We start from the raw sequence: 21,179 nt of genomic DNA, 5'->3' as shown, positions 1-21,179 counted from the left end.
TATTTTTAATGCTTAGCGTGCGGCCAAGGCTCTCGCCGGTGCGATACGACTGGCGCGATATGCCGGATATAACGTTGCCAGTAAACTCATTATCAGGGCCATCAGTAATACCAGTATTACATCTGACAACTCCAACCGAGATGGCAAAAAATCAATAAAGTAGACATCAGCTGACAAGAATTGGTGGCCAGTCAGCTTTTCAATAAATGCCGTGATTGCTGAAAGATTACGCGCCAATAACACCCCGACGACCGTGCCAATCGCACAGCCGACGACCCCGTTCAGTGCACCCTGCACCATAAACACAGCCATCATCGCTTTACGACTAAATCCCATCGTCATTAAAATTGCAATTTCTGCCGCTTTATCCCGCACCGCCATCACCAACGTCGAGACAATATTGAAACAAGCTACCGCAATAACAAGTGCTAAAACCAGATACATAATGGTACGTACCATCTGGATATCCTGATAAAGATGGCCCTGCGTGCGCGTCCAGTCACTGATATAAAGCATCTGTTGCTGCTGGTAACCAAGTTCACGGATAAGTCTTGGCGCTTCAAAAACCCGGGCAACCTTGATACGCACCGCATTAACCGCATCGCCAAGCCCCATCAGTTTTTGAGCATAAGCTAAAGGCATGTAAGCATTGGCATAGTCTAATTCACCACCGACGCTAAAGCTGCCGCTGATAACCAAGGTATGGCTACGCGCACGACCGATATCTGTTGCCGCAGATTGGCTTTTAGGCGGGGGTAGGTAAAGCGTCACGGAATCGCCGATTTTTAACCCCAGTTTTTTCAGCAACGCTTGTCCCATCACAATATGATTGGCATCGCCTTCCAGACTCTGCCAGCCTTGTTGAGACAGGTAATTGCCAAGGGCGGATACTTTCTGCTCCAAGGTCGGGTCAACGCCGGTTATCTGGATCCCAGCAAACCCGCCAGGTTTCTGTATCAATCCCTGAATTTTTACCATGGGTGCGGCGGCGGTAATACCGTTAATGGCACTAGCATCTGCCACCATCTGTCGCCAATCGCTAATGGGTTGTCCGGCGGAGAGCAGTTCGCCTTGAGGTACCACGCCCAACAAGCGCTTTTCCAGTTCACTTTCAAAGCCGTTCATCGCAGACAGCACCAAAATAAGCACTGCCACACCTAACGCTATCCCAGCAGTGGATGCAAAAGAGATAAAACTGACAAAGCCGCTGCGCTGCCGCGCCCGATAGAAACGCCAACCGATCAGTAAAGGCAGCGCCGATTTCATACGTGGTTCTCCATTTCACTCAAATGGCCATCGACCATTTGCAGTTGTCGATCCATACGCGCCGCCAACTGATGATCATGAGTGACAACCACAAACGCAGTCCCCAACTGCGAGGCCAGTTCTCTAATCAACTCGTAAACCGCTTCACCGCTACTGGCGTCCAGATTGCCGGTAGGCTCGTCGGCTAAGACTAGTTTCGGGTTGTTGATTAACGCTCTGGCAATCGCCACGCGTTGCCGCTCGCCGCCAGAAAGTTCAGAGGGTAAATGTTGCAGTCGATGGGCGAGTCCCACCCTGGCTAGCAACGCTTCAGCCTGCTGCCGTACCTCTTGTTTATTACGCCCGGCGATCCAGCCCGGCATACAGACATTTTCCAGCGCAGTGAACTCAGGTAGCAAATGATGAAACTGGTAGATAAAACCCAACGCTTGATTGCGAATTTGAGCCTGTCGCGCGGCTGAGACCTGATACAGCTCTTCACCGTCCAATAATACCTGCCCTGCGCTTGGCTTATCCAGTGTGCCGATAATATGCAACAAGGTGCTCTTCCCCGAGCCCGAACTGCCAACAATTGCTAATTGCTCACCCGCATTTACTGTCAGCGCCACCTCATGCAACACCGGTGTGCTAAGTTTACCTTCTTGATAACTCTTGCTGACCCCTTGGACTTGCAGTAATGGCATATTCTGCATCTGTTCTCTCTTAGCTTTATTCATAACGAAGGGCATTGGCTGGCTGCACCGTTGCAGCTCGTAACGCCGGATAAAGTGTCGCCAGTAACGTGATGACGACAGTGCCGATGGCAATTGCAAGTAACTGTTGATGATTGATAATCACCGGTAATAACTGACCGGGGCCAAGAATACTGATCCCCACACTGTTAAGTAGCGGATTGATATATTCGGTAGCCGTAATACCTAACGCCAGCCCGAGCACTAGACCCAACAACGCATTGAGTGATCCCTGAAACACAAACACCAGCATAATGTCCACACGCCCGAGTCCCTGCGTTTTCAGCACCGCTACATCTGATGTTTTATCGACCACCATCATCACCAGTGCCGATACGATATTAAATGCAGCAACGGCAATGATCAGGCTGAGCATCAGCGACATCATGTTCTTTTCCATTTTTACAGCAGCAAACAGGTGGCCATAGCTATCGCGCCAATCACTGGCTGAAACGTTTAAACCTTGTTTTGCCAATAACTGCTCGACTTTTGGCGTCAATTGCGGCGCGGCAAACGGATCGGTCAAGAACAAGCGTAAATCTTGGATTGCATCTGGAGACTTACGCATTAGTCGGCGAGCATCGGCATAATGGATATAGGCAACATTGGCATCAACCTGTGATCCCATATCAAATACGCCCGCGACCACAAAAGTGCGTTGACTTGGCACCGGCCCTAATGGTGAATACACCACGCCATCACCACTTAGCAGCCGCACTTTATCACCGCTACTGACATTCAGTCGTCTGGCTAACTCGCCACCGAGCAGCACCTTGTAACTGCCACTCCGCAGCGCGTTGTAGGCTTCTGGAAATGTATGGTCAGCGATCGGTGACAACTGACGATCAGCATCTGGAATGATGCCGTAGAGTTGCACTGCACTGATATTCTCGCTGGACTGCACCATCGCTTGTGTGGCGATAGAAGGCGCCGCGCCACGCACTCCCGGTAGAGTTTTCAGCGACTCAGCCAAATTTTGCCAATCACTGAAGGGGTGTTCACTATGCACGGTGAGTTGTGGTACAGCACCTAAAATCCGCTGTTTGAGTTGCCCTTCTAAACCGTTCATTACTGAACTGACAATAATGAGTGCGGCGACTCCGAGGAAAATACCACTGACTGCAAAAAAAGTGATAAAGGAGGCAAAGGCATTAGACTTACGTGCCCGCCAATAACGGTAACCAATAAAACAGGAAAGAACCGGGTTCATGGACAGAACAGCGTCTCCTCAACCATGACACGGCCAAATCCGCGCCAAGCTTGCTAAATCATTGAAGTGGGCACGATAATAGGTGGATTGACCGGTTAAATACAAGAGACTTTGCCTTGTTTCCAGAATCCAGTGCTTATTTCAGTGTGCCGCACCCATTTGACGCTTATATTTCGTTATGGCCAGCAGAACTGCCATTGCCAGATGAAGCACAACTGCAAGCTATGAAATCCAAAGGGATGCAGTTGATGGGCGAAGTCAAAGCGCTTGAAGGTGACTGCCTCATTCACCTGCGGCAGATGGGTGACGATGGCCGAGCCATTGTGGAATATCTGAAATTGCAATCACGCAAGATCGATTTGGTACTCCAGCACCTATTGGAACAGGAAGCGCGGGATGGCGAACACTGTATCGGTCTACAATTTGGTGGCAGCGGCGTGCGGCTGCAAAGCCAGATAACCTTACCGCGTGGTAGTCTGGTTAAATTACTGTTGTTTGTGCGCGAAGAGATCCTGTCAGTCTTATGCATGGCTAAAGTCACTGATAGTCGCGAAGATCCCGATAGTCCAGGGTCATATCTGTTGGATATGGAATATAGCGTTATCACTGAAGCTGAGGTAGAACAGTTAGTGAAGGCCAGCTTGGTGATCCAGCAGAAACAACTGAAGCTCCGCAAAGTGAGCCGCTGACGGCACTGGTACTCCCCGACGCAAATCTCTACAATGTGCGCAATCCTTTCAGAATGAACCTTTTTTTGCCGCTTCAATGACCGTTTTTTCTGTTCTGGCACCGCAGGGTGCCACCAAAGCGGGAGATATCCGCTACCTTGGCTTGCCAGAAGGTGTGCCCCGAGCATTAACGTTAGCCTCTTTGGCGCAACAGCACGGTGGCATCACGCTACTGGTGACACCAGATACACCAACGGCGCTGACACTCGAAGCTGAACTGCGCTATTTGCTTGCGGATAAAGTGCCAGTGTGGCTGTTTCCAGACCGGGAAACCCTGCCTTACGACAGTTTTTCACCACATCAGGACCTGATCTCACAGCGACTGGAAACGCTATCACGTCTGCCCAGCGCAAAACAGGCATTAGTGATCGTCCCGGTGACCACACTGATGGTGAGATTACCGCCTAAGGCATTTCTCAGCGCCAATGTGATGTTGCTGAAACAAGGCGACCACTATCCGCTACAACAGATGCGTGAACATTTGGTGAATGCCGGTTACCACTTAGTTGGTCAAGTCTATGAACATGGCGAATTCGCCATCCGCGGTTCTATTCTGGATATTTTCCCGATGGGCTCGACAGCGCCGCTGCGAATCGAACTCTTTGATGATGAAGTAGAGTCTATCCGCTATTTTGATGCTGACACCCAGCTATCTCAGGAGCCGGTTGACGCGATCCGCATGTTGCCAGCTCGCGAATTTCCAACCGACGATGCAGCGATTGAAGGTTTTCGTCTGCGCTACCGGCGTTACTTTGAAGTGGTAGTTAAAGAACCTGAGTCAGTTTATCAGCAAGTCAGCCGTCACTTGATGCCAGCAGGTATTGAAAACTACCTGCCATTGTTTTTCGATGAAACAGCCAGCCTGTTCGATTATCTGAGCAGTGACGTGCAGTTAATCACTATTGGTGATTTACAAACTGCTGCCGATGCCCATTTGACCCAAGTACAACACCGCTACGAAGACCGCCGCGTTGATCCATTGCGACCACTGCTGGCACCCAAGGATCTTTATCTGCTGACCGATCAACTGTTCGGCAGTTTTAAAGTCTTGCCGCGTGTTCAAGTAGACCTGCCGGACAGCCATAAGCATCAGTGGCATGCAGCCGTTAATCAGCTTCCAGATCTGAGCGTTAATCATAAACAGAAACAGCCGCTCGCTGCGCTGGCAGAGTTTACCGCACAACATGACAAAATCTTATTTAGTGCCGAATCTGAAGGTCGCCGCGAAGCACTGCTGGAATTATTAGCCAAAATCGATCTCAAGCCGCTGTTGTTCGGCGGTATCCGTGAGTTTTTGCAGAGTGATAGCAGTATCGGCCTGATTGTATCGCCACTGTCGGTCGGTTGTCAGTTGCAGGATCCCCGGTTGAGCATCATCTGTGAAACCGAACTGTTCGGTATGCGTATTTCACAGCAGCGACGCCGCGATAAACAGCGACAGATCAGTCAGGACGCGCTTATTCGCGATTTGGCGGAACTGAAAGTCGGTCAACCAATTGTGCATCTTGAACATGGTGTAGCCTTGTATCAAGGATTGGAAACCCTTGATGCTGGCGGCATGGTGGCTGAATATCTCAAGTTGGAGTATGCCGGTGGTGACAAACTCTATGTGCCGGTGTCGTCACTGCATCTTATCAGCCGCTATACTGTCGGGCCGGATCAGGAACCGGGACTCAACAAACTGGGTAATGACACCTGGGACAAAGCCCGTAAGAAGGCGATTGAGCGGATCCGAGATGTTGCGGCAGAACTGCTCGACATCTATGCCCGTCGCCAGTCCCGCCCCGGCGTGGCAGCCAAACTGGATCAACAGGATTACGCGCTGTTTGCCCAAAGTTTTCCGTTTGAAGAAACAGTAGATCAGGAAACCGCCATTGATGCCGTGTTGCTGGACATGCAATCGCCGGTTGCGATGGATCGTCTGGTGTGTGGCGATGTGGGTTTTGGTAAAACGGAAGTTGCCATGCGCGCAGCATTTGTCGCAGTTAATGCAGGTAAACAAGTGGTGGTGTTAGTACCAACTACGCTACTGGCGCAACAGCACTATGAAAACTTTAAGGACAGATTTGCCGACTGGCCGGTGCGCATCGAAGTGATGTCACGCTTCCGCACAGCGAAAGAGCAACAACAGGTGATTGACGCACTTGCCGATGGCAAGGTCGATATCGTCATCGGAACCCATAAACTGCTGAATTCTGAAGTACGCTTTGAAGACCTTGGCTTATTGGTCATCGATGAAGAACATCGATTTGGCGTACGTCAGAAAGAGAAGATTAAGGCCTTAAGAGCAAATGTGGATATTCTGACGCTCACCGCAACCCCTATTCCGCGGACGCTGAATATGGCGATGTCAGGGATGCGTGACTTGTCGATTATCGCTACCCCGCCGGCCAAACGACTGGCGGTAAAAACCTTTGTCCGCGAATACGATAAAAATACTGTACGCGAAGCGATTCAACGTGAAATTCTCCGTGGTGGGCAGGTGTATTTTCTGCATAACAATGTGGAGACTATCGAAAAAGCCGCCGAAGATATTCGGGAACTGGTGCCACAGGCTCAGGTCGTTGTGGCCCACGGGCAAATGCGTGAACGCGATCTGGAACGCGTGATGTCGGACTTTTATCACCGTCGTTATAACGTCTTGGTCTGTACCACTATTATTGAAACCGGTATCGACGTTCCAAGTGCCAACACCATAATTATCGAACGCGCCGATATGTTTGGACTGGCGCAATTGCACCAGCTCCGCGGTCGTGTTGGCCGTTCACATCATCAGGCCTACGCCTACCTGATGACACCGCATCCCAAACGCATGACGACCGATGCCAGAAAACGCCTTGAAGCGATTGATGCACTCGAAGATCTGGGCGCAGGTTTTATGTTAGCAACACAAGATCTGGAAATTCGCGGTGCAGGTGAACTACTCGGTGAAGAACAGAGTGGCCATATCTCAAAAATTGGCTTCAGCCTGTATATGGACATGCTGGAATCAGCCGTGAATGCGCTCAAACAAGGTAAAGAACCATCGCTGGCACAAATGCTTAATGAACAGAGCGAATTGGAACTGCGGATCCCGGCGCTGTTACCGGAAGATTATGTCGGCGATGTGAATATTCGCCTGTCGCTGTACAAACGCATTGCTAATTGCCGCAGTGAAACCGCATTAGATGAGCTAAAAGTAGAACTCATCGACCGCTTTGGTTTGTTGCCAGAAGCCACCCGCAATCTCATGCAAATGACGCTACTGAAACACCAGGCCACCGGTTTGGGAATTAAAAAGCTGGAGATGCACAGTCGCGGCGGCAGTCTCGAATTTCGTGAAGATCATCGGATCGATCCTGGTTTCATTATTGGGCTTCTCCAATCTCAACCACAAATCTATCGAATGGATGGTCCGAATAAGTTAAAGTTCACGATGGCAACTGAGAGTAGTAAGCAGCGATTAGATCTGGCTACGTTGCTATTAGCACAGTTAGCACAACACACTCTGGGAGATAAATAGTGTTTGCAAAATTTCTGCTGGCAGCGCTGACAACAATGGCTCTGAGTCCCATTGTTCAGGCGGCACAGTATCCATGGTACGAAGTGGAAATCTATGTTTTTGAACGCCAATCCCACAGTGATGAACATTGGCCTGACACTCCACTGGACTTAAAAACCACTAATGCAGTGGATTTGCTTACGCCACAAGTTGCCAGTGATATTACCGGCGTCAGCATGGCATTAGGTGATTGTGGCAAAAACAGCTGGAATACCGTTGGTAGTGTAAGTAACAGCGATGGTACTAATACTCAGCCACAACAACCGTGCCATGGGCTGGAAAGTGCTACCACCTTGGTAATGCCGAAAATTATGCCCGTCAATGTATTACCAAAGAATGTTCAGACCGCAGATTTACAGACCGCAGTGCTGGAAGGCGCAGACCAGGCACAATTTGGGGACATGATTGCTAAACTCCAACGCCAAGCGGGCGTACAATCGCTGTTGCATATGACTTGGAAACAAGAAATGAAGCCACGGCGTCAGGCTCAGCCCTTGCACTTGTTTGCCGGGCAAGATTTTTCTGAGCGTTTCCAAGCTAATGGACTACCGATCAGCCAGCAAGCTGTCACCCAAAGCAGTTTTGGTGGAATTAACGAGTTGATGCCACAGGAAAAGCCCGCGCCAGTATGGAAATTTGATGGGCTGTTGAATATCTACCTGAATCACTATCTATACGTAGAAACCCGCTTTAACTTGCGTCAACCTGGGCAAAAAAGCATTTCATTGGAGGGGCAGCCTGCAACTGTCATCCCTTACCTTTACAGCATGCCAATGGAACAAAACCGCAGGATCCGTAGCACGGAAATTCACTATTTTGACCATCCGGCAATGGGCATGATTCTGCAGGTAAGACGTATGCAGCAACCAGATGGAGCTGAGCCGCAACAGGAACCGGAGTCTCAGGAGATTGAAGATGATCAACCGCAGACGCCACCGGCGGCTGAGACAACTACGCCATCCGCCAAGAATATCCAGCCGCTACAAAATTAAACGGTAATAGAAAAGTCGAGGTAGATTTCATCTGCCTCGTCTTCTTCTACAAATACGTTGTCCACTTTGGCATTTGCTGGTCCCGTCTCACACCAGGCAATTAGCTGATCGACAGCAGGGAAAGCACCTTGCGCCAGGATCTGTACACTGCCATCATCCATGTTGCTGACATAGCCGGTAACCCCAAGCGCATTGGCCTTCTGCAACGCTGAATATCGAAATCCAACGCCCTGCACTTTGCCCCTAATGGTGATCATCACCCTTTTCATGCTACCCGCTCCCCTTTGTCATTGCTCTTATAAATCAAGCACTACGAACGCGAAAAAGCAAAAATAAAAAGGTGATGTCCATTACATCAGGCCATACGTCCACCTGCAGTTGCCTTGGTACGACAACCTAAATTGTTTTTACCATCATCAGCATCAATTAAAGCTGCTTTTTGAAGGCCTTAATCGATACCATATGACTGGATAATGATGGAAATTTATGAGGCTGCTGACGATCCCAGATAACCTCATAATATTGACTCAGTAACGTTTCACTTCGTTGACTGTCGAGTATTTCATCGTTGACCGAAAGAAGACACAGTGCCCGTCCACGATTCTTGAGTCGAAATTCCTTCACGCATTTTTGCGCAATATCGACATATTCTTCGGGACGGTCAATTTTCCCGGGCATATTTTCTTCCGGCCAGAGATTGGGATTAACTAACACCGTTTTGATCCCCGCCAGAAAACCAATACGTTCAGCCCAAAAGCCCCCCAAACCTACCCCCACCAACAAGGGTTGTTTATCGTTGGTCAGTTTCAGCTGTTTGCAAACTTCATTGAGCAGGTGCTGCATATCATGTTTAGGGTATAGCGTGCTATAACTCAACAATCGCACATCATCGTCAATAAACTGCAATTGTCTGACTTTTTCATAATTGCCAGGACTGGTGGCATCAAAGCCATGCAGATATAAAATCATCGTCACGATTTCCTTAGCTGACGGTTTCTCTCTCCAAACTAACCAACCTGCGCACAAAAGATCTTGTGCCAAGTCAAATTAACTGGGAAGAAGCTCTGACGCAAGTGTCACCGCCTGCTGCCAGCGAGTGTCATTCTCCAGTGCTTTCATCAATCTGGTACTATCAGGCTTTAATGACGCCAATAATCCCGCAGGCGACTTTGGCCACAAAAAATCATGCAGCAATGTTCTGGCCCCTTCGGGTTCATTACACACCAGCACGATGTCGCATCCAGCGTCGATTGCCGCTTGTGCTCGCTGACGGTAATCACCTGCGAATGCGGCACCTTTCATTCCCAAATCATCTGAAAAAATAACACCATTAAAGCCTAGCTCGCCCCGTAATACCTGTTGCAGCCAAAAGGTTGAAAAGCCAGCGGGCTGACTATCTGCCTGCGGATAGATCACATGCGCCGGCATAATCCCTTGCAGCGTTCTCTCAGTAATCAGGGCCTTAAACGGCACCATATCATTTGCCTTTATATCTGCCAACGAACGGTCATCAACAGCCTGCGCATGATGAGTATCAGCGGCCACACTACCGTGCCCCGGGAAATGCTTGCCGACTGCCGCCATTCCGGCATCATGCATGCCTTCGATAAAGCGACGAGCTAATGTAACCACATGCGCCGGTTCGGCAGCAAAACTACGTTTACCGATAACTTCACTGATACCATCCAGATCCAATACAGGAGCAAAGCTTAAATCAATATCACAAGCGAGTAACTCTACCGCCATTAGGAAGCCCAACTCACGCGACCAATTCATCGCTTGTTCGATACTTTCAGCAGCAGGCAAAATACTCCCCATCGCGGGTATCTGGCTAAAACCCTCTCGAAACCGTTGAACACGTCCCCCTTCGTGGTCAACAGCGATGACCAACTCCGGCCTTATTTGCCGTATCGATTGCACCAACTCAATCAATTGTGAACGATTACTGTAATTGCGGCTAAACAAGATAACGCCACCAACTGCTGGGTGCTGCAATACTTCTGCTTCATCGTTCCGTAAAGCGATTCCTGCGATATCCAGCATTAAATAACTCATGCATTTTCCTTATAGAAATTGATACTACTGCCGATGATTCAGTCTCACCAAGATATTCGCGCACACTATATTTATACTGACTAATAGCGCAGCAAGCCACAATGTTAGTCTGACTAATGCGAGCAGATATAGATTAAAATATCTAATGCATTACCTATCACAAAATGTGGGATACTTAATTCAATATCCGGTCAGCAAATTACCGCTAAGATTACCGGTAAATTTCACTGGGAGCGAGTTTTGCGCTCCAGGAAGCACAACGATATCGAGCACTATCAGGGTTTATATTTCATGATCAGCGTATTCGACATGTTCAAAATCGGCATCGGCCCCTCCAGCTCCCATACTGTTGGGCCTATGAAAGCCGGCAAATTGTTCATTGAACGTCTGTTACAAGAAGAGCTGTTACCGCAAGTTGATGAACTACGCGCCGAGCTGTTCGGTTCATTAGGACAAACAGGGAAAGGTCATGGTACAGGAAAGGCGGTCATTCTGGGATTAATGGGCGAAGATCCGGAAACTGTCGATACCGACAAGGTCGAAGCAGTATTGCAACAAGTACACGACTGTGAGTCGTTAACGCTCGCAAGCGGCCAAATCGTTAAATTCACGCTGGAAAACGGTATCACCTATCATCGCCGTAAGACACTTCCAGCCCATGCCAATGCCATGACTTTATCTGCCTGGCGGAACGGTGAATGTATCACTCAACGGACTTATTATTCTGTTGGCGGTGGATTTATCTTGAATGAAGAGGAAATCCAGCAACAGAATGCCTCGCCTGCGACCCCGTTACCTCCAGTTCCTTATGATTTTAATACTGCTAGTCAACTAGTCAGTTTATGTGTTGATAATGGCCTGAGTATTTCATCGCTGATGTATGCCAATGAAATGACCATACTGCCTGAGCGTGAAGTCACCGCGAAACTTTGGCATATCTGGCAAACCATGAAGCAATGCGTCGATAAAGGTTGCCGTAAGGAAGGAATACTGCCGGGAGGTCTCAAACTACGACGTAGGGCGCCAGCCTTATACCGTCGTCTTAAAGCGGAAAGTAAAAATACTATCGATCCACTGAATGCCATGGACTGGGTCGACTTGTTTGCGATGGCAGTTAATGAGCAGAATGCCGCTGGTGAACGTGTTGTAACTGCCCCTACCAATGGGGCTGCCGGTATTATTCCGGCGGTCATGAGCTACTACGATACCTTTGTGGAGCCATTAGACGAAGATAACTGCGCCCGCTTTTTGCTGACAGCTGCGGCAATTGGCATCTTATATAAAAAGAATGCATCAATCTCTGGCGCTGAAGTGGGATGCCAAGGCGAAGTCGGTGTTGCTTGTTCCATGGCGGCAGCGGCGCTGACAGAGATCATGGGCGGGACTGTTGAACATGTCGAAAACGCTGCCGAAATCGGTATGGAGCATAATCTGGGCTTGACTTGTGATCCCGTGGGAGGCTTGGTGCAAGTTCCTTGTATAGAGCGCAATGCGATGGGCGCCGTAAAAGCGATCAACGCCTCTCGCTTGGCATTACGTGGCGATGGCAATCACAAGGTATCACTGGATAAAGTGATTAAAACCATGATGGATACCGGCAAAGATATGCGCAGTAAGTACAAAGAAACCGCGAAGGGAGGACTCGCGGTGAATATTGTCGAATGCTGATACCACAACATTATATACAAAAGCCCGGAATTTCCGGGCTTTTGTATTAGAGCCAAGAGTTAACGCACCGGTAAATCAACATCTGCGAACATCTCTTCAATGAGTTGTGCATCTTTTAGTGCTTCTGCTTTTTCAACCACATCGCGTGTCAAATGTGGCGCAAAATGCCTTATAAAGTCATACATATAACTTCTAAGAAAATTCCCTTTGCGGAAACCGATCTTAGTCGTACTGTGAGCAAACAAGTGACTGGCATCAATTGCGACCAGATCACTGTCAATAATCGGATCTACCGCCATTGAGGCGATAATGCCGACACCTAATCCAAGTCTGACGTAGGTTTTCAGCACATCGGCACTCGTGGCACTAAACACCACTCTGGGCTCGATGCCGGCTCGTTTAAAGCCCTTCTCAATCTCTGATGCCTTATCGAAACCAAAGACATAAGTCACTAAAGGAAAACGGGCCAATTCTTCAATGGTGATATGACTACGTGATGCCAACGGGTGATCTTTTAACACGACCACTGAACGATTCCAGTGGTAGCAAGGTAACATAATCAGATCTGTATAAAGATGCATGGCTTCGGTTGCAATCGCAAAATCGGCGATACCGTGGGCGGCAGACTCACTGATCTGTGCTGGACTACCTTGATGCATATGTAAATTAACTTTGGGATATCGGGCGATGAATTGCTGAATGATTTTCGGCAGTGCATAGCGCGCCTGTGTATCTGTCGTCGCCAGCGTTAAATCGCCCTGATCTGGCTTGGTGTATTCTTCGGCAACTTTCTTAATACTTTCTACTTTGCCAAGAATATCATTGGCGATGCGGATCACCTGTTCACCCGCAGGAGTGACATGTGTTAAATGTTTGCCGCTGCGGCCAAAAATCTGGATACCAAGTTCATCTTCCAGCATCCGTACCTGTTTACTGATCCCCGGTTGCGATGTGTACAGATTTTCAGCGGTAGCAGAGACATTCAGGTTATGGTTAACGACTTCGGCAATATAGCGCAATTGCTGCAGCTTCATGTTGATAAATCCTTGAATTTCTGTACCGCGCAGTGACAGAATGATAAGCGGAGATCGCCAGACTATAATCAAACGTTATAGTACAACGGAATAACTAAATCAAATAGGAATATAATGAATTTCCTGTCGGAGATCTGCGATCTCACTCATCAAGCTAGTCTATGATAGCTAGGCTAGTTTGTTGATTTAATGTAGCATTACCAAAATTATAAAATTATCGGAACAACTATGGCATTTACCCTGGTACTGGTGCTAATCGGTGCTTTGCTGTTGTTAGTGATCGGGATTAATACCCTGCAGCAACAAAAGCAGCGTGCAGAGGCGTTAAGACGAACTGAATTGGCTCGTCAGCGTGCCATTCTTGAGGAAACGGAAGAGGTGTTGGCCAATACCGGCATGTTTCCCTGTACCAGTCATACTAATCTAGTGTTATACAAGCGCATCAAAGAAGCGGCGCAGCAAGCTAAGATGCTCTGCAACACCTCTCAGAAAGCAGATTATGAACGTCGGGTGTTAGATCTCAATGGCATGATTGAAAGCATGCAGAAAGCACCATCGCAACAACCTTCTATTGAGAACTTTCGTTTGCCTGATAATGACCGGCAAATCTTAGTATTAGTGCAAACCCTTAAGAAGCTGAAAGCTATCATTCGCGATGAACACAACAAAGGCAAAATGGATCCCAATGTCTTTGCCAATGAAGAAAACCGGATCAATAGCCTGCAATTACGAATTAACGTGGAAAGTATGCTGTCGCGCGCTCGCAGTGCTTGCTATCTGAAACAATATGGCTCCTCAAGACAGATGGTGACCAAAGCGCTGGGAACCTTAAATACCATCAAAGCACAAACCCCGACAGATCCCTTTATCACCAAAAAAGTGGAAGAAGCTAAGCTGTTGTTAGAAGAAATTAACAGTGCGTTAAAATTGGCTCAGCCCAGTGCGCCAAAAGCAAAAGACGAAGACGACATCGATTTACTGTTTCAACCCAAGAAAAAATGGTAAATACACAAACGCCCTGCAATGCAGGGCGTTTTACTCTTTCATGCAGAGAAGTTAATTAACTTTTCTTCTTAGTGTTGAGAACCTGCCACTTTCCATCCACATAATGTGCTGACCACCCAGTCGCTTTACCATTGACTTCACTAGCCACGTACTGCTCTTTGGTTTTACGACTAAATTTCACCAACGTAGGATGCCCATCGTCATCTTTTACCGGGGCATCAGCGAGATATAGGTATTTCGGCCACAATAATTCACGATATTTCACTAATTCAGCCACTAGCGGCGCACGGGTCTCACGTGATTTAGGGAAAGTACTGGCCGCCAGAAATAACCCAGCAGCACCATCGCGTAGCACAAAATACGCATCAGATTTGCTGCATTTCAGTTCCGGAAGATGGATAGGATCTTCTTTTGGCGGTGCGACTTCACCATTCTTCAGTAGCTTACGAGTATTTTTACACTCAGGGTTAACGCAGCCGAAATATTTACCGAAACGACCGTTTTTCAGCTCCATGTTGGAACCACAACGGTCACATTCAATCACCGGACCTTCATAACCTTTAATCTTAAAGTGACCGGTTTCGACCTCATAACCAGGACAACTTGGATTATTACCACAGACGTGCAGCTTACGCGTTTCATCCAAGAGATAACTGTCCATCGCTGTGCCACACAACCCACAACGGTGCTTAGCTCGTAACGCATCAGTTTCCGCATCTTCACCATCGGTAATAGCTTCTTCACCAGGTGTAAGGTTCAGCGTGGTTTTGCATCGTTCTTTAGGCGGTAACTCGTATCCTGAACACCCTAAAAATACGCCAGTAGATCCAGTACGGATGCCCATTGGCCGACCACAGGTAGGGCATTTGATATCCGTCAGTATCATCTGATTAGGGCGCATACCGCCCTCTTCTGCCGGTAATTCCGCTTTCTCTAGGGTATGACTGAATTCTTTATAGAAGTTATCGAGTACCTTTTTCCATTCGAGCTGCCCTTGCGCCACATTATCCAATGTTTGTTCCATCTCGGCGGTAAAGTCATAGCTCATCAGATCAGAGAAGTTTTCTAGCAGGCGCTTACTGACGATTTCACCCATTTTCTCAGCGTAAAAACGGCGATTCTCTACGCGCACGTAGCCACGGTCCTGAATGGTGGAGATAATTGTTGCGTAGGTTGAAGGCCGACCGATACCACGTTTTTCGAGCTCTTTCACCAAAGAAGCTTCACTGTATCGCGCTGGAGGCTTAGTAAAGTGTTGCTTAGGATTCAGCGTTTGCAGAGACAACATGTCACCCTCCGCAACGTAAGGGAGTGTGACTTCTTCCTCGTTCTTCTTCTTCAATGCCGGCTGTACACGCGTCCAACCATCAAATTTCAGTGTGCGACCAGTCGCTCTTAGCTCAAAGTCTCCAGCGGTAACGGTTAAACGCGTAGCATCATACTGAGCAGGGGTCATCTGGCAGGAAACAAACTGGCGCCAGATTAACTCATACAAGCGCTGAGCATCGCGTTCCATATCAGACAACGTCGCAGCGTGAACTTTCACGTCTGACGGACGAATCGCTTCATGGGCTTCCTGGGCACCTTCTTTATTACCATAATGATTGGGCGCGGCAGGTAAGTATTGCTCACCGAACTCTTTGGCAATCATGCTACGTACGCTGTCCAGCGCTTCCTGACTAAGGTTGGTGGAGTCTGTACGCATGTAAGTGATGTAACCGGCTTCATAGAGACGCTGTGCCAGCATCATGGTCTTTTTCACACCGAAGCCTAAACGGGTACTGGCAGCCTGCTGCAACGTTGAAGTAATAAATGGCGCACTTGCCTTACTTTGAGTCGCCTTAACTTCTCTGCCAGTAACTTTGTAAGCGGCATTTTCCAGCAGCTTAACCGCGGCCATAGCTTCGGCTTCATTGCGTGGTGAAAATTCCTGATTTGCCTTTTTTACAACTTCAAGCGTCAGCGGCTCTGCTGCAAGAGTAGTGACATCAGCATTCACATCCCAAAATTCTTCGGGCACGAAGGCTTTAATTTCTGCTTCACGTTCAACCACCAAACGCACAGCCACAGACTGCACCCGTCCAGCAGACAAACCTCGCGCCACCTTTTTCCACAGCAGCGGCGATACCATAAAGCCGACGACACGATCGAGGAAACGCCGCGCCTGCTGAGCATTAACCATGTTGTTATTCAGCTCACCAGGATGACTGAATGCATCTTGAATCGCGCTTTTGGTAATCTCGTTAAACACGACACGGCGATAACGACTGCTATCACCACCAATCACTTGCTGCAAATGCCAGGCGATAGCCTCCCCTTCACGGTCCAAGTCGGTTGCGAGATAGACTTTATCAGCGTCTTCCGCCAGCGATTTCAGCTCTTTAACGACCTTTTCCTTGCCCGGCAAGATCTGATAATTTGCTTTCCAGCCGTGTTCAGGGTCGACCCCCATACGGGAAACCAATGCGGAATGCTCTTTTGCCTGCTTATATGCGACCTTTTCTTCCGGCGTCATTTTTCGGACATCGGCAACGGACTTAGTCTTGCCATTCGGCTCGGCAGAAGAGGAAGTCGGCAGGTCCCGGATATGACCTACGCTCGACTTAACGATGTATTCTTTTCCAAGATATTTGTTAATAGTCTTGGCTTTAGCCGGCGATTCGACAATAACTAGCGATTTTCCCATAGTGTGATTAGCGCCAAAAGATCTCTGAAAGGTAAAAATTGCCCCCATATATAGAGGGTTGTCTATCGACTTGCAAGTCGAACGCTGCTTTTAATGCGACGGCAACTCACTTTTTAAGCAAAGGAAAAATTATTTTTATAAATAATTTTGCGTTATTAAAAACTAATATTTCATATTCAAGCTACTGGCAAGTAATAGTTATGCAATTGTGACAAAAAAGCCTTTATTCGTTACTTTTTCATAGGTTGTTAGCTGACGGGGCATCAGTATACTGGCATTAAATATTGACGATCACGCCCTGCATCACAGCAACAGGAAACGCCATGAAACAGTTCGAAGCGAATTTCGACGGGCTTGTCGGCCCGACTCATAACTATGCTGGATTATCATTTGGTAATGTCGCATCGCAGAGTCACGCGGCACAAGCCTCGAATCCCCGAGCCGCAGCGAAACAAGGCTTAAAAAAAGCAAAGGCATTGGCGGATATGGGGCTGGTACAAGGTATCTTAGCACCGCAGGAGCGCCCAGATGTGCACACGCTGAGGCGATTAGGCTTTTCTGGTACCGATGCTGCTGTTTTGCAAAAAGCTGCTAAACAGGCCCCGGCATTACTCCAAGCATGTGCCAGTGCATCAAGTATGTGGACGGCCAATGCCGCAACCGTGTCTCCAAGTGCTGATACTTGTGACGGTAAAATTCATTTCACCCCGGCAAGTCTCGTGGACAAATTCCATCGCGCAATAGAACCCGCAACAACCGGCAAACTTCTTAAAGCGATTTTCGATGATAACCGTTACTTCGTACATCATCAGCCATTACCTTCACACCCGAGCTTAGGCGATGAAGGTGCCGCCAACCATACCCGTCTTTGTCAGGCTTATGATCAGGCTGGTGTTGAAATATTTGTCTATGGTCAGTCTGCAACCAATGCCCATTTACCTAAACCCCAGAAATATCCTGCTCGCCAAACATTGGAAGCGTCCGAGGCAATTGCCAGATTGCACCAGTTAGATAATGACAGTACCGTGTTTATTCAGCAGAATCCTGCGGTTATTGATCAAGGGGTATTTCACAACGATGTGATTGCTGTCGGCAACCAGAATATGCTGTTTTACCACGAACAGGCGTTCTGGGATGGCAAGAAGAAGTTGGCGGAACTGCGCGGCAAGTTGCAAGGGCCTTTACATCTGGTAGAAGTGCCCAATCATCAGGTAAGTGTCACCGACGCTGTAAAAACCTACCTTTTTAATACCCAAATCATCACACTCGCTAGTGGTGAAATGGCATTGATTGCACCGACAGACTGTGAAGAGAACCCTCGTGTAAAAGCCTATTTAGACCAATTACTGACGATGGATACCCCTATCAAACAAATCCATTTCTTTGACGTAAAGCAAAGCATGCACAATGGTGGAGGGCCGGCATGTTTGCGGCTTCGGGTTGCCATGAATGACACAGAGATAGCCGCACTCAATCAGCATGTATTGTTAACTGATGAGTTGTTTGAAAAATTGAATCGCTGGGTAGATCGTCATTACCGTGATCGACTGGAAGTTACCGATTTGGCTGATCCACAACTATTAATCGAATCCAGAACGGCATTAGATGAGCTGACTCAGTTGATGAAACTGGGCAGTATTTATCTTTTTCAACAGTGATAGTTCTATTTGTAAAAAGAACTGCCCGATAATTACCGGGCAGTTCTATAACTAGACGTTATTAAGGAGCCTGTACAACAACTATTGGCAAATTAACAACTTCCGTTACGGTATCGCTTCCATTTCCCGATGGTCCAGGCGTTGTTACGGTTACCAGTAAATTTCCTGCTCCTGCAGCACCACCTTTCAAACTCACAGAAAAACTTCTTCCGCCGTTATAATTTGAGTTTGGCCATACATATTTACTAGAACTGGTTATGGTAGCCCCATTGGCAGAAATATCGACTTCAGTTCCTGCTGGCATCTGCTGATTATTAACATCGGAGATAGTGAAATACACCCTTGCAGAGCCACCTTCAGTAATATTTACTACACCATCAGCCACCAACCCATCATCGTCATCAATCAGAATATTGGACTCCTGAGTAGCATATGCCTCACTTCCCGACATTATCAATACCAACGACCGACGGACATTTACAGATTTAGAGGCGCTACACAGCACGGTAGATGCTGCACTATCGTCACACAATACCCCATTGTATTCACCATCAGCAAAATTGTACTCATTCAGACCAGTTGGATTATTGGCATCAACAAAATCGGTATAGGTTTCATGATCCCCCGAGGTGTCTGTAGAGCCACCTTTATCATATGCTGGAGTGTAAATACCATCTTCGTTGTGATCGACAAAGGCCTCTGGCAAATCATAACAATCACCACTGTTATCACGACCACAATCCGTTCCATCACCAACAAAACGACTGAACTCAGTATCAGTGTCCATGATGTTATTACTGTTTAAATCAGGAAATGACTCTTCCCCTATTGCCGTTGCAGTAATAGTCACTCGACCACCAAAAGGCTGACCATAATAGTTGCCTAGATACTTATCTCCTTTGAAATTGGTTAACTCAACCTCAGCAGATTGGGGATCAGCTATTTGATTCCCAGAAGCGTCGAGTAATGGTCCATTGTTATCAACGCCAACAGGACGCGGTAACTGGCTTGTCCATAGAACAGAACAAACCCCATCAGTCGTCTGACATGACCCCTCAATAGAACCACCTTCGGCAGTAAAGACTACAGCAGTACCATTGGGCACAGGGTTGTTGAACGCATCAGCTAAACGTGCAGTTACAGTGACCTGAACACCATCATAATTCCAACCTTCAACGTTATAAGTTGATGCGGATAAAGAGAAGCTATCCTGATCAGGCTTACCTGTAGTAACAACGAGTACATTTGACTGACTAGAAATCAATGGACTTGAGCCGTTAACACTCGCAGTAACTCGAACAGACGTTGCCACAGTTCCTGCATTAACTACCGTTTGGGCAATCCCTTGACTATTAGTCGTGGCTAGATAAGGGTCTAATGTTAGCCCTCCAACTGTTGTATTTAAGGAGAAATCAACATCCTTATTAGCGACTGGATTTCCATTAGTATCTAAAACCTTAAACCTTAATGTTGAAGACTCATCACCTCCGGTTCCTTTAATACTAATTTGTTCTGGAGAAGCGTCTATAAAAACAATACTTCCAGCATCAGCAGACAACACGGTAATGGTACCAGTGGCAGAAAGACTTTGACCGCCTACGTCAGCTGTGACAGTTATCGCATCAGGCCCGACACATCCTTGAGCAAGATAAGTGCTGCTTGCTTGCCCATTTATAGCTGTAATTGGTGAGCTAATTTCTGCCTCAGGTACTGATTTATTTGAACATGTAGATGCAAAATTAACGTCCACTGGCTCAGTAAAAGGATTACCGTTCCCATCTTTTAATTCGACGGAAATTGTAGCTGTCCCTCCCGCAGAAAGCGTTGATGCACTCACCAAAGCTTGGCCTGACACGAATGGAGTCCCACTTCCCATAACAACATTTGTGGCGCCTATTGCAAATATCTTTTGAACTGACTCGCCGGTTACCAACGATGCAGTTGCCGTCCCAGCACCAAGTTCACTTCCTGCATAGAGCCGGACACTTGCGACCCCTTCACTATTGGTTATCGCAGTAGAGATCGGCAGATCTCCCTTTGACACGGAAAAAGTGACAATTACAGTCTGTGAAATACCGGTAACTTTTGCGGTAAGTACACCTGGCGTTGTCGAGTTAATCGTATCAATTGGATTTCCAGCCTCATCTGTCAGCGCTAAAGTAACCTGTGCGCTTCCACCACTAGCACCTCCATCACCAGCCATAGTGAAGCCCACTGTAGCTGACTCCCCGGAGGCGATCGACGCTGTAACTGTACCCGCACCTGCGACATCTGAAGTTGCCAATGTCACCGTAGCTACACCGTTAGTATCAGTCAGTGCAGTACCGATAGCAGGGACAAATACACCAAGAGAGCTGTTGCTTAACTTAAAGGTCACCAATTGCCCGGCAACCACTCCCGTAGCACTGTTGGTGACTGTCGCACTCAATGTGGCAGGTGTCGCTGCCGAGATATTGGCATTTGAAATTGCCAAAGCAATGGTAGTGGTTTCACCACCACCAGCGCCATCACCGGCCATAGTGAAACCGACAGAAGCTGATGCTCCGGAGGCGACTGATGCGGTCACAATACCCGCGCCGGCAATATCAGCAGTGGCCAAGGTCAC

15 protein-coding genes are annotated in these 21,179 nt (G+C 47.9%); 6 read left to right on the top strand and 9 right to left on the bottom strand.

The genetic code is table 11. From position 1 onward, the window contains the following. Positions 1-12 precede the first annotated feature (12 nt). Genes lolE through KDN34_RS06355 form a run of 3 tightly spaced genes read right to left on the bottom strand, consistent with a single transcriptional unit; the run spans position 13 to position 3,207 of the window. Positions 13-1,266 (bottom strand): lipoprotein-releasing ABC transporter permease subunit LolE, encoded by a 1,254-nt coding sequence (gene lolE, locus KDN34_RS06365; RefSeq protein WP_212596058.1) that lies wholly within the window; start codon positions 1,264-1,266, stop codon positions 13-15. Continuing rightward, positions 1,263-1,958 (bottom strand): lipoprotein-releasing ABC transporter ATP-binding protein LolD, encoded by a 696-nt coding sequence (lolD, locus tag KDN34_RS06360; RefSeq protein ID WP_212596545.1) that lies wholly within the window; start codon positions 1,956-1,958, stop codon positions 1,263-1,265. Before lolD ends, lolE begins: the two co-directional genes overlap by 4 nt. A gap of 16 nt (positions 1,959-1,974) precedes the next feature. Further along, positions 1,975-3,207, bottom strand: a complete 1,233-nt coding sequence (locus KDN34_RS06355) for a lipoprotein-releasing ABC transporter permease subunit (protein ID WP_212596057.1) — start codon at positions 3,205-3,207, stop codon at positions 1,975-1,977. Between the two features lie 116 nt (positions 3,208-3,323). Here KDN34_RS06355 and KDN34_RS06350 point away from each other — a divergent pair, with 116 nt between their 5' ends. The 3 genes from KDN34_RS06350 to KDN34_RS06340 all read left to right on the top strand — a co-directional run bounded on the left by KDN34_RS06350 (position 3,324) and on the right by KDN34_RS06340 (position 8,468). Then, a complete protein-coding gene (locus tag KDN34_RS06350; protein WP_212596056.1) occupies positions 3,324-3,896 on the top strand; it encodes a hypothetical protein in 573 nt (190 codons plus the stop codon). A gap of 76 nt (positions 3,897-3,972) precedes the next feature. After that, positions 3,973-7,437, top strand: coding sequence for a transcription-repair coupling factor (gene mfd, locus KDN34_RS06345; protein WP_212596055.1), 3,465 nt, complete (start codon positions 3,973-3,975; stop codon positions 7,435-7,437). Continuing rightward, positions 7,437-8,468, top strand: coding sequence for a peptidoglycan binding protein CsiV (locus KDN34_RS06340; RefSeq protein WP_212596054.1), 1,032 nt, complete (start codon positions 7,437-7,439; stop codon positions 8,466-8,468). The genes mfd and KDN34_RS06340 overlap by 1 nt, the downstream gene beginning before the upstream one ends. Here the strand turns inward: KDN34_RS06340 and KDN34_RS06335 are convergent. The 3 genes from KDN34_RS06335 to nagZ form a co-directional block, all read right to left on the bottom strand. Next, complete coding sequence (locus tag KDN34_RS06335) at positions 8,465-8,737, bottom strand: acylphosphatase (protein ID WP_212596053.1); 273 nt, start codon at positions 8,735-8,737, stop codon at positions 8,465-8,467. The genes KDN34_RS06340 and KDN34_RS06335 overlap by 4 nt on opposite strands. Before the next feature lie 157 nt (positions 8,738-8,894). Further along, on the bottom strand, positions 8,895-9,437 hold the full coding sequence (gene ycfP / locus KDN34_RS06330; protein ID WP_212596052.1) for an alpha/beta hydrolase YcfP: 543 nt from the start codon (positions 9,435-9,437) through the stop codon (positions 8,895-8,897). A gap of 78 nt (positions 9,438-9,515) precedes the next feature. Further along, a complete protein-coding gene (gene nagZ / locus KDN34_RS06325; protein WP_212596051.1) occupies positions 9,516-10,523 on the bottom strand; it encodes a beta-N-acetylhexosaminidase in 1,008 nt (335 codons plus the stop codon). Positions 10,524-10,814: 291 nt separating this feature from the next. Between nagZ and KDN34_RS06320 the strand changes: the two genes are divergently transcribed. Continuing rightward, positions 10,815-12,191 carry an L-serine ammonia-lyase gene (locus KDN34_RS06320; RefSeq protein ID WP_212596050.1) on the top strand — a complete coding sequence of 459 codons (1,377 nt, stop codon included), beginning with the start codon at positions 10,815-10,817 and terminating at the stop codon, positions 12,189-12,191. A gap of 59 nt (positions 12,192-12,250) precedes the next feature. On the opposite strand, the gene cysB is transcribed toward KDN34_RS06320, so the two are convergent. Further along, positions 12,251-13,225: an HTH-type transcriptional regulator CysB gene (cysB, locus tag KDN34_RS06315; protein ID WP_212596049.1), complete on the bottom strand. Its 975-nt coding sequence runs from the start codon at positions 13,223-13,225 to the stop codon at positions 12,251-12,253. A gap of 228 nt (positions 13,226-13,453) precedes the next feature. Between cysB and KDN34_RS06310 the strand changes: the two genes are divergently transcribed. Continuing rightward, positions 13,454-14,230 carry a hypothetical protein gene (locus KDN34_RS06310; RefSeq protein WP_212596048.1) on the top strand — a complete coding sequence of 259 codons (777 nt, stop codon included), beginning with the start codon at positions 13,454-13,456 and terminating at the stop codon, positions 14,228-14,230. A gap of 55 nt (positions 14,231-14,285) precedes the next feature. On the opposite strand, the gene topA is transcribed toward KDN34_RS06310, so the two are convergent. Beyond that, complete coding sequence (topA, locus tag KDN34_RS06305; RefSeq protein WP_212596047.1) at positions 14,286-16,916, bottom strand: type I DNA topoisomerase; 2,631 nt, start codon at positions 16,914-16,916, stop codon at positions 14,286-14,288. Between the two features lie 323 nt (positions 16,917-17,239). On the opposite strand from topA, the gene astB reads away from it, so the two are divergent. Then, positions 17,240-18,574 carry an N-succinylarginine dihydrolase gene (astB, locus tag KDN34_RS06300; protein ID WP_212596046.1) on the top strand — a complete coding sequence of 445 codons (1,335 nt, stop codon included), beginning with the start codon at positions 17,240-17,242 and terminating at the stop codon, positions 18,572-18,574. Positions 18,575-18,635: 61 nt separating this feature from the next. Here astB and KDN34_RS06295 read toward each other — a convergent pair whose 3' ends face one another. Then, entirely contained in the window at positions 18,636-21,092 is a 2,457-nt protein-coding gene (locus tag KDN34_RS06295) for an Ig-like domain-containing protein (protein WP_212596544.1), read from the bottom strand. Positions 21,093-21,179 lie beyond the last annotated feature (87 nt).

It is taken from the genome of Shewanella yunxiaonensis (assembly GCF_018223345.1).
Lineage (GTDB): Bacteria > Pseudomonadota > Gammaproteobacteria > Enterobacterales > Shewanellaceae > Shewanella > Shewanella yunxiaonensis.
This window is presented reverse-complemented; position numbering and strand designations above follow the sequence as displayed.

Excerpts from the sequence above, each read along its gene's own strand:
- lolE (WP_212596058.1), bottom strand. The coding sequence starts at position 1,266 with ATGAAATCGGCGCTGCCTTTACTGATCGGTTGGCGTTTCTATCGGGCG.
- lolD (WP_212596545.1), bottom strand. The coding sequence starts at position 1,958 with ATGCAGAATATGCCATTACTGCAAGTCCAAGGGGTCAGCAAGAGTTAT.
- KDN34_RS06355 (WP_212596057.1), bottom strand. The coding sequence starts at position 3,207 with ATGAACCCGGTTCTTTCCTGTTTTATTGGTTACCGTTATTGGCGGGCA.
- mfd (WP_212596055.1), top strand. The coding sequence starts at position 3,973 with ATGACCGTTTTTTCTGTTCTGGCACCGCAGGGTGCCACCAAAGCGGGA.
- KDN34_RS06335 (WP_212596053.1), bottom strand. The coding sequence starts at position 8,737 with ATGAAAAGGGTGATGATCACCATTAGGGGCAAAGTGCAGGGCGTTGGA.
- ycfP (WP_212596052.1), bottom strand. The coding sequence starts at position 9,437 with ATGATTTTATATCTGCATGGCTTTGATGCCACCAGTCCTGGCAATTAT.
- nagZ (WP_212596051.1), bottom strand. The coding sequence starts at position 10,523 with ATGAGTTATTTAATGCTGGATATCGCAGGAATCGCTTTACGGAACGAT.
- KDN34_RS06320 (WP_212596050.1), top strand. The coding sequence starts at position 10,815 with ATGATCAGCGTATTCGACATGTTCAAAATCGGCATCGGCCCCTCCAGC.
- cysB (WP_212596049.1), bottom strand. The coding sequence starts at position 13,225 with ATGAAGCTGCAGCAATTGCGCTATATTGCCGAAGTCGTTAACCATAAC.
- KDN34_RS06310 (WP_212596048.1), top strand. The coding sequence starts at position 13,454 with ATGGCATTTACCCTGGTACTGGTGCTAATCGGTGCTTTGCTGTTGTTA.
- topA (WP_212596047.1), bottom strand. The coding sequence starts at position 16,916 with ATGGGAAAATCGCTAGTTATTGTCGAATCGCCGGCTAAAGCCAAGACT.
- astB (WP_212596046.1), top strand. The coding sequence starts at position 17,240 with ATGAAACAGTTCGAAGCGAATTTCGACGGGCTTGTCGGCCCGACTCAT.
- KDN34_RS06295 (WP_212596544.1), bottom strand. The coding sequence starts at position 21,092 with ATGGCCGGTGATGGCGCTGGTGGTGGTGAAACCACTACCATTGCTTTG.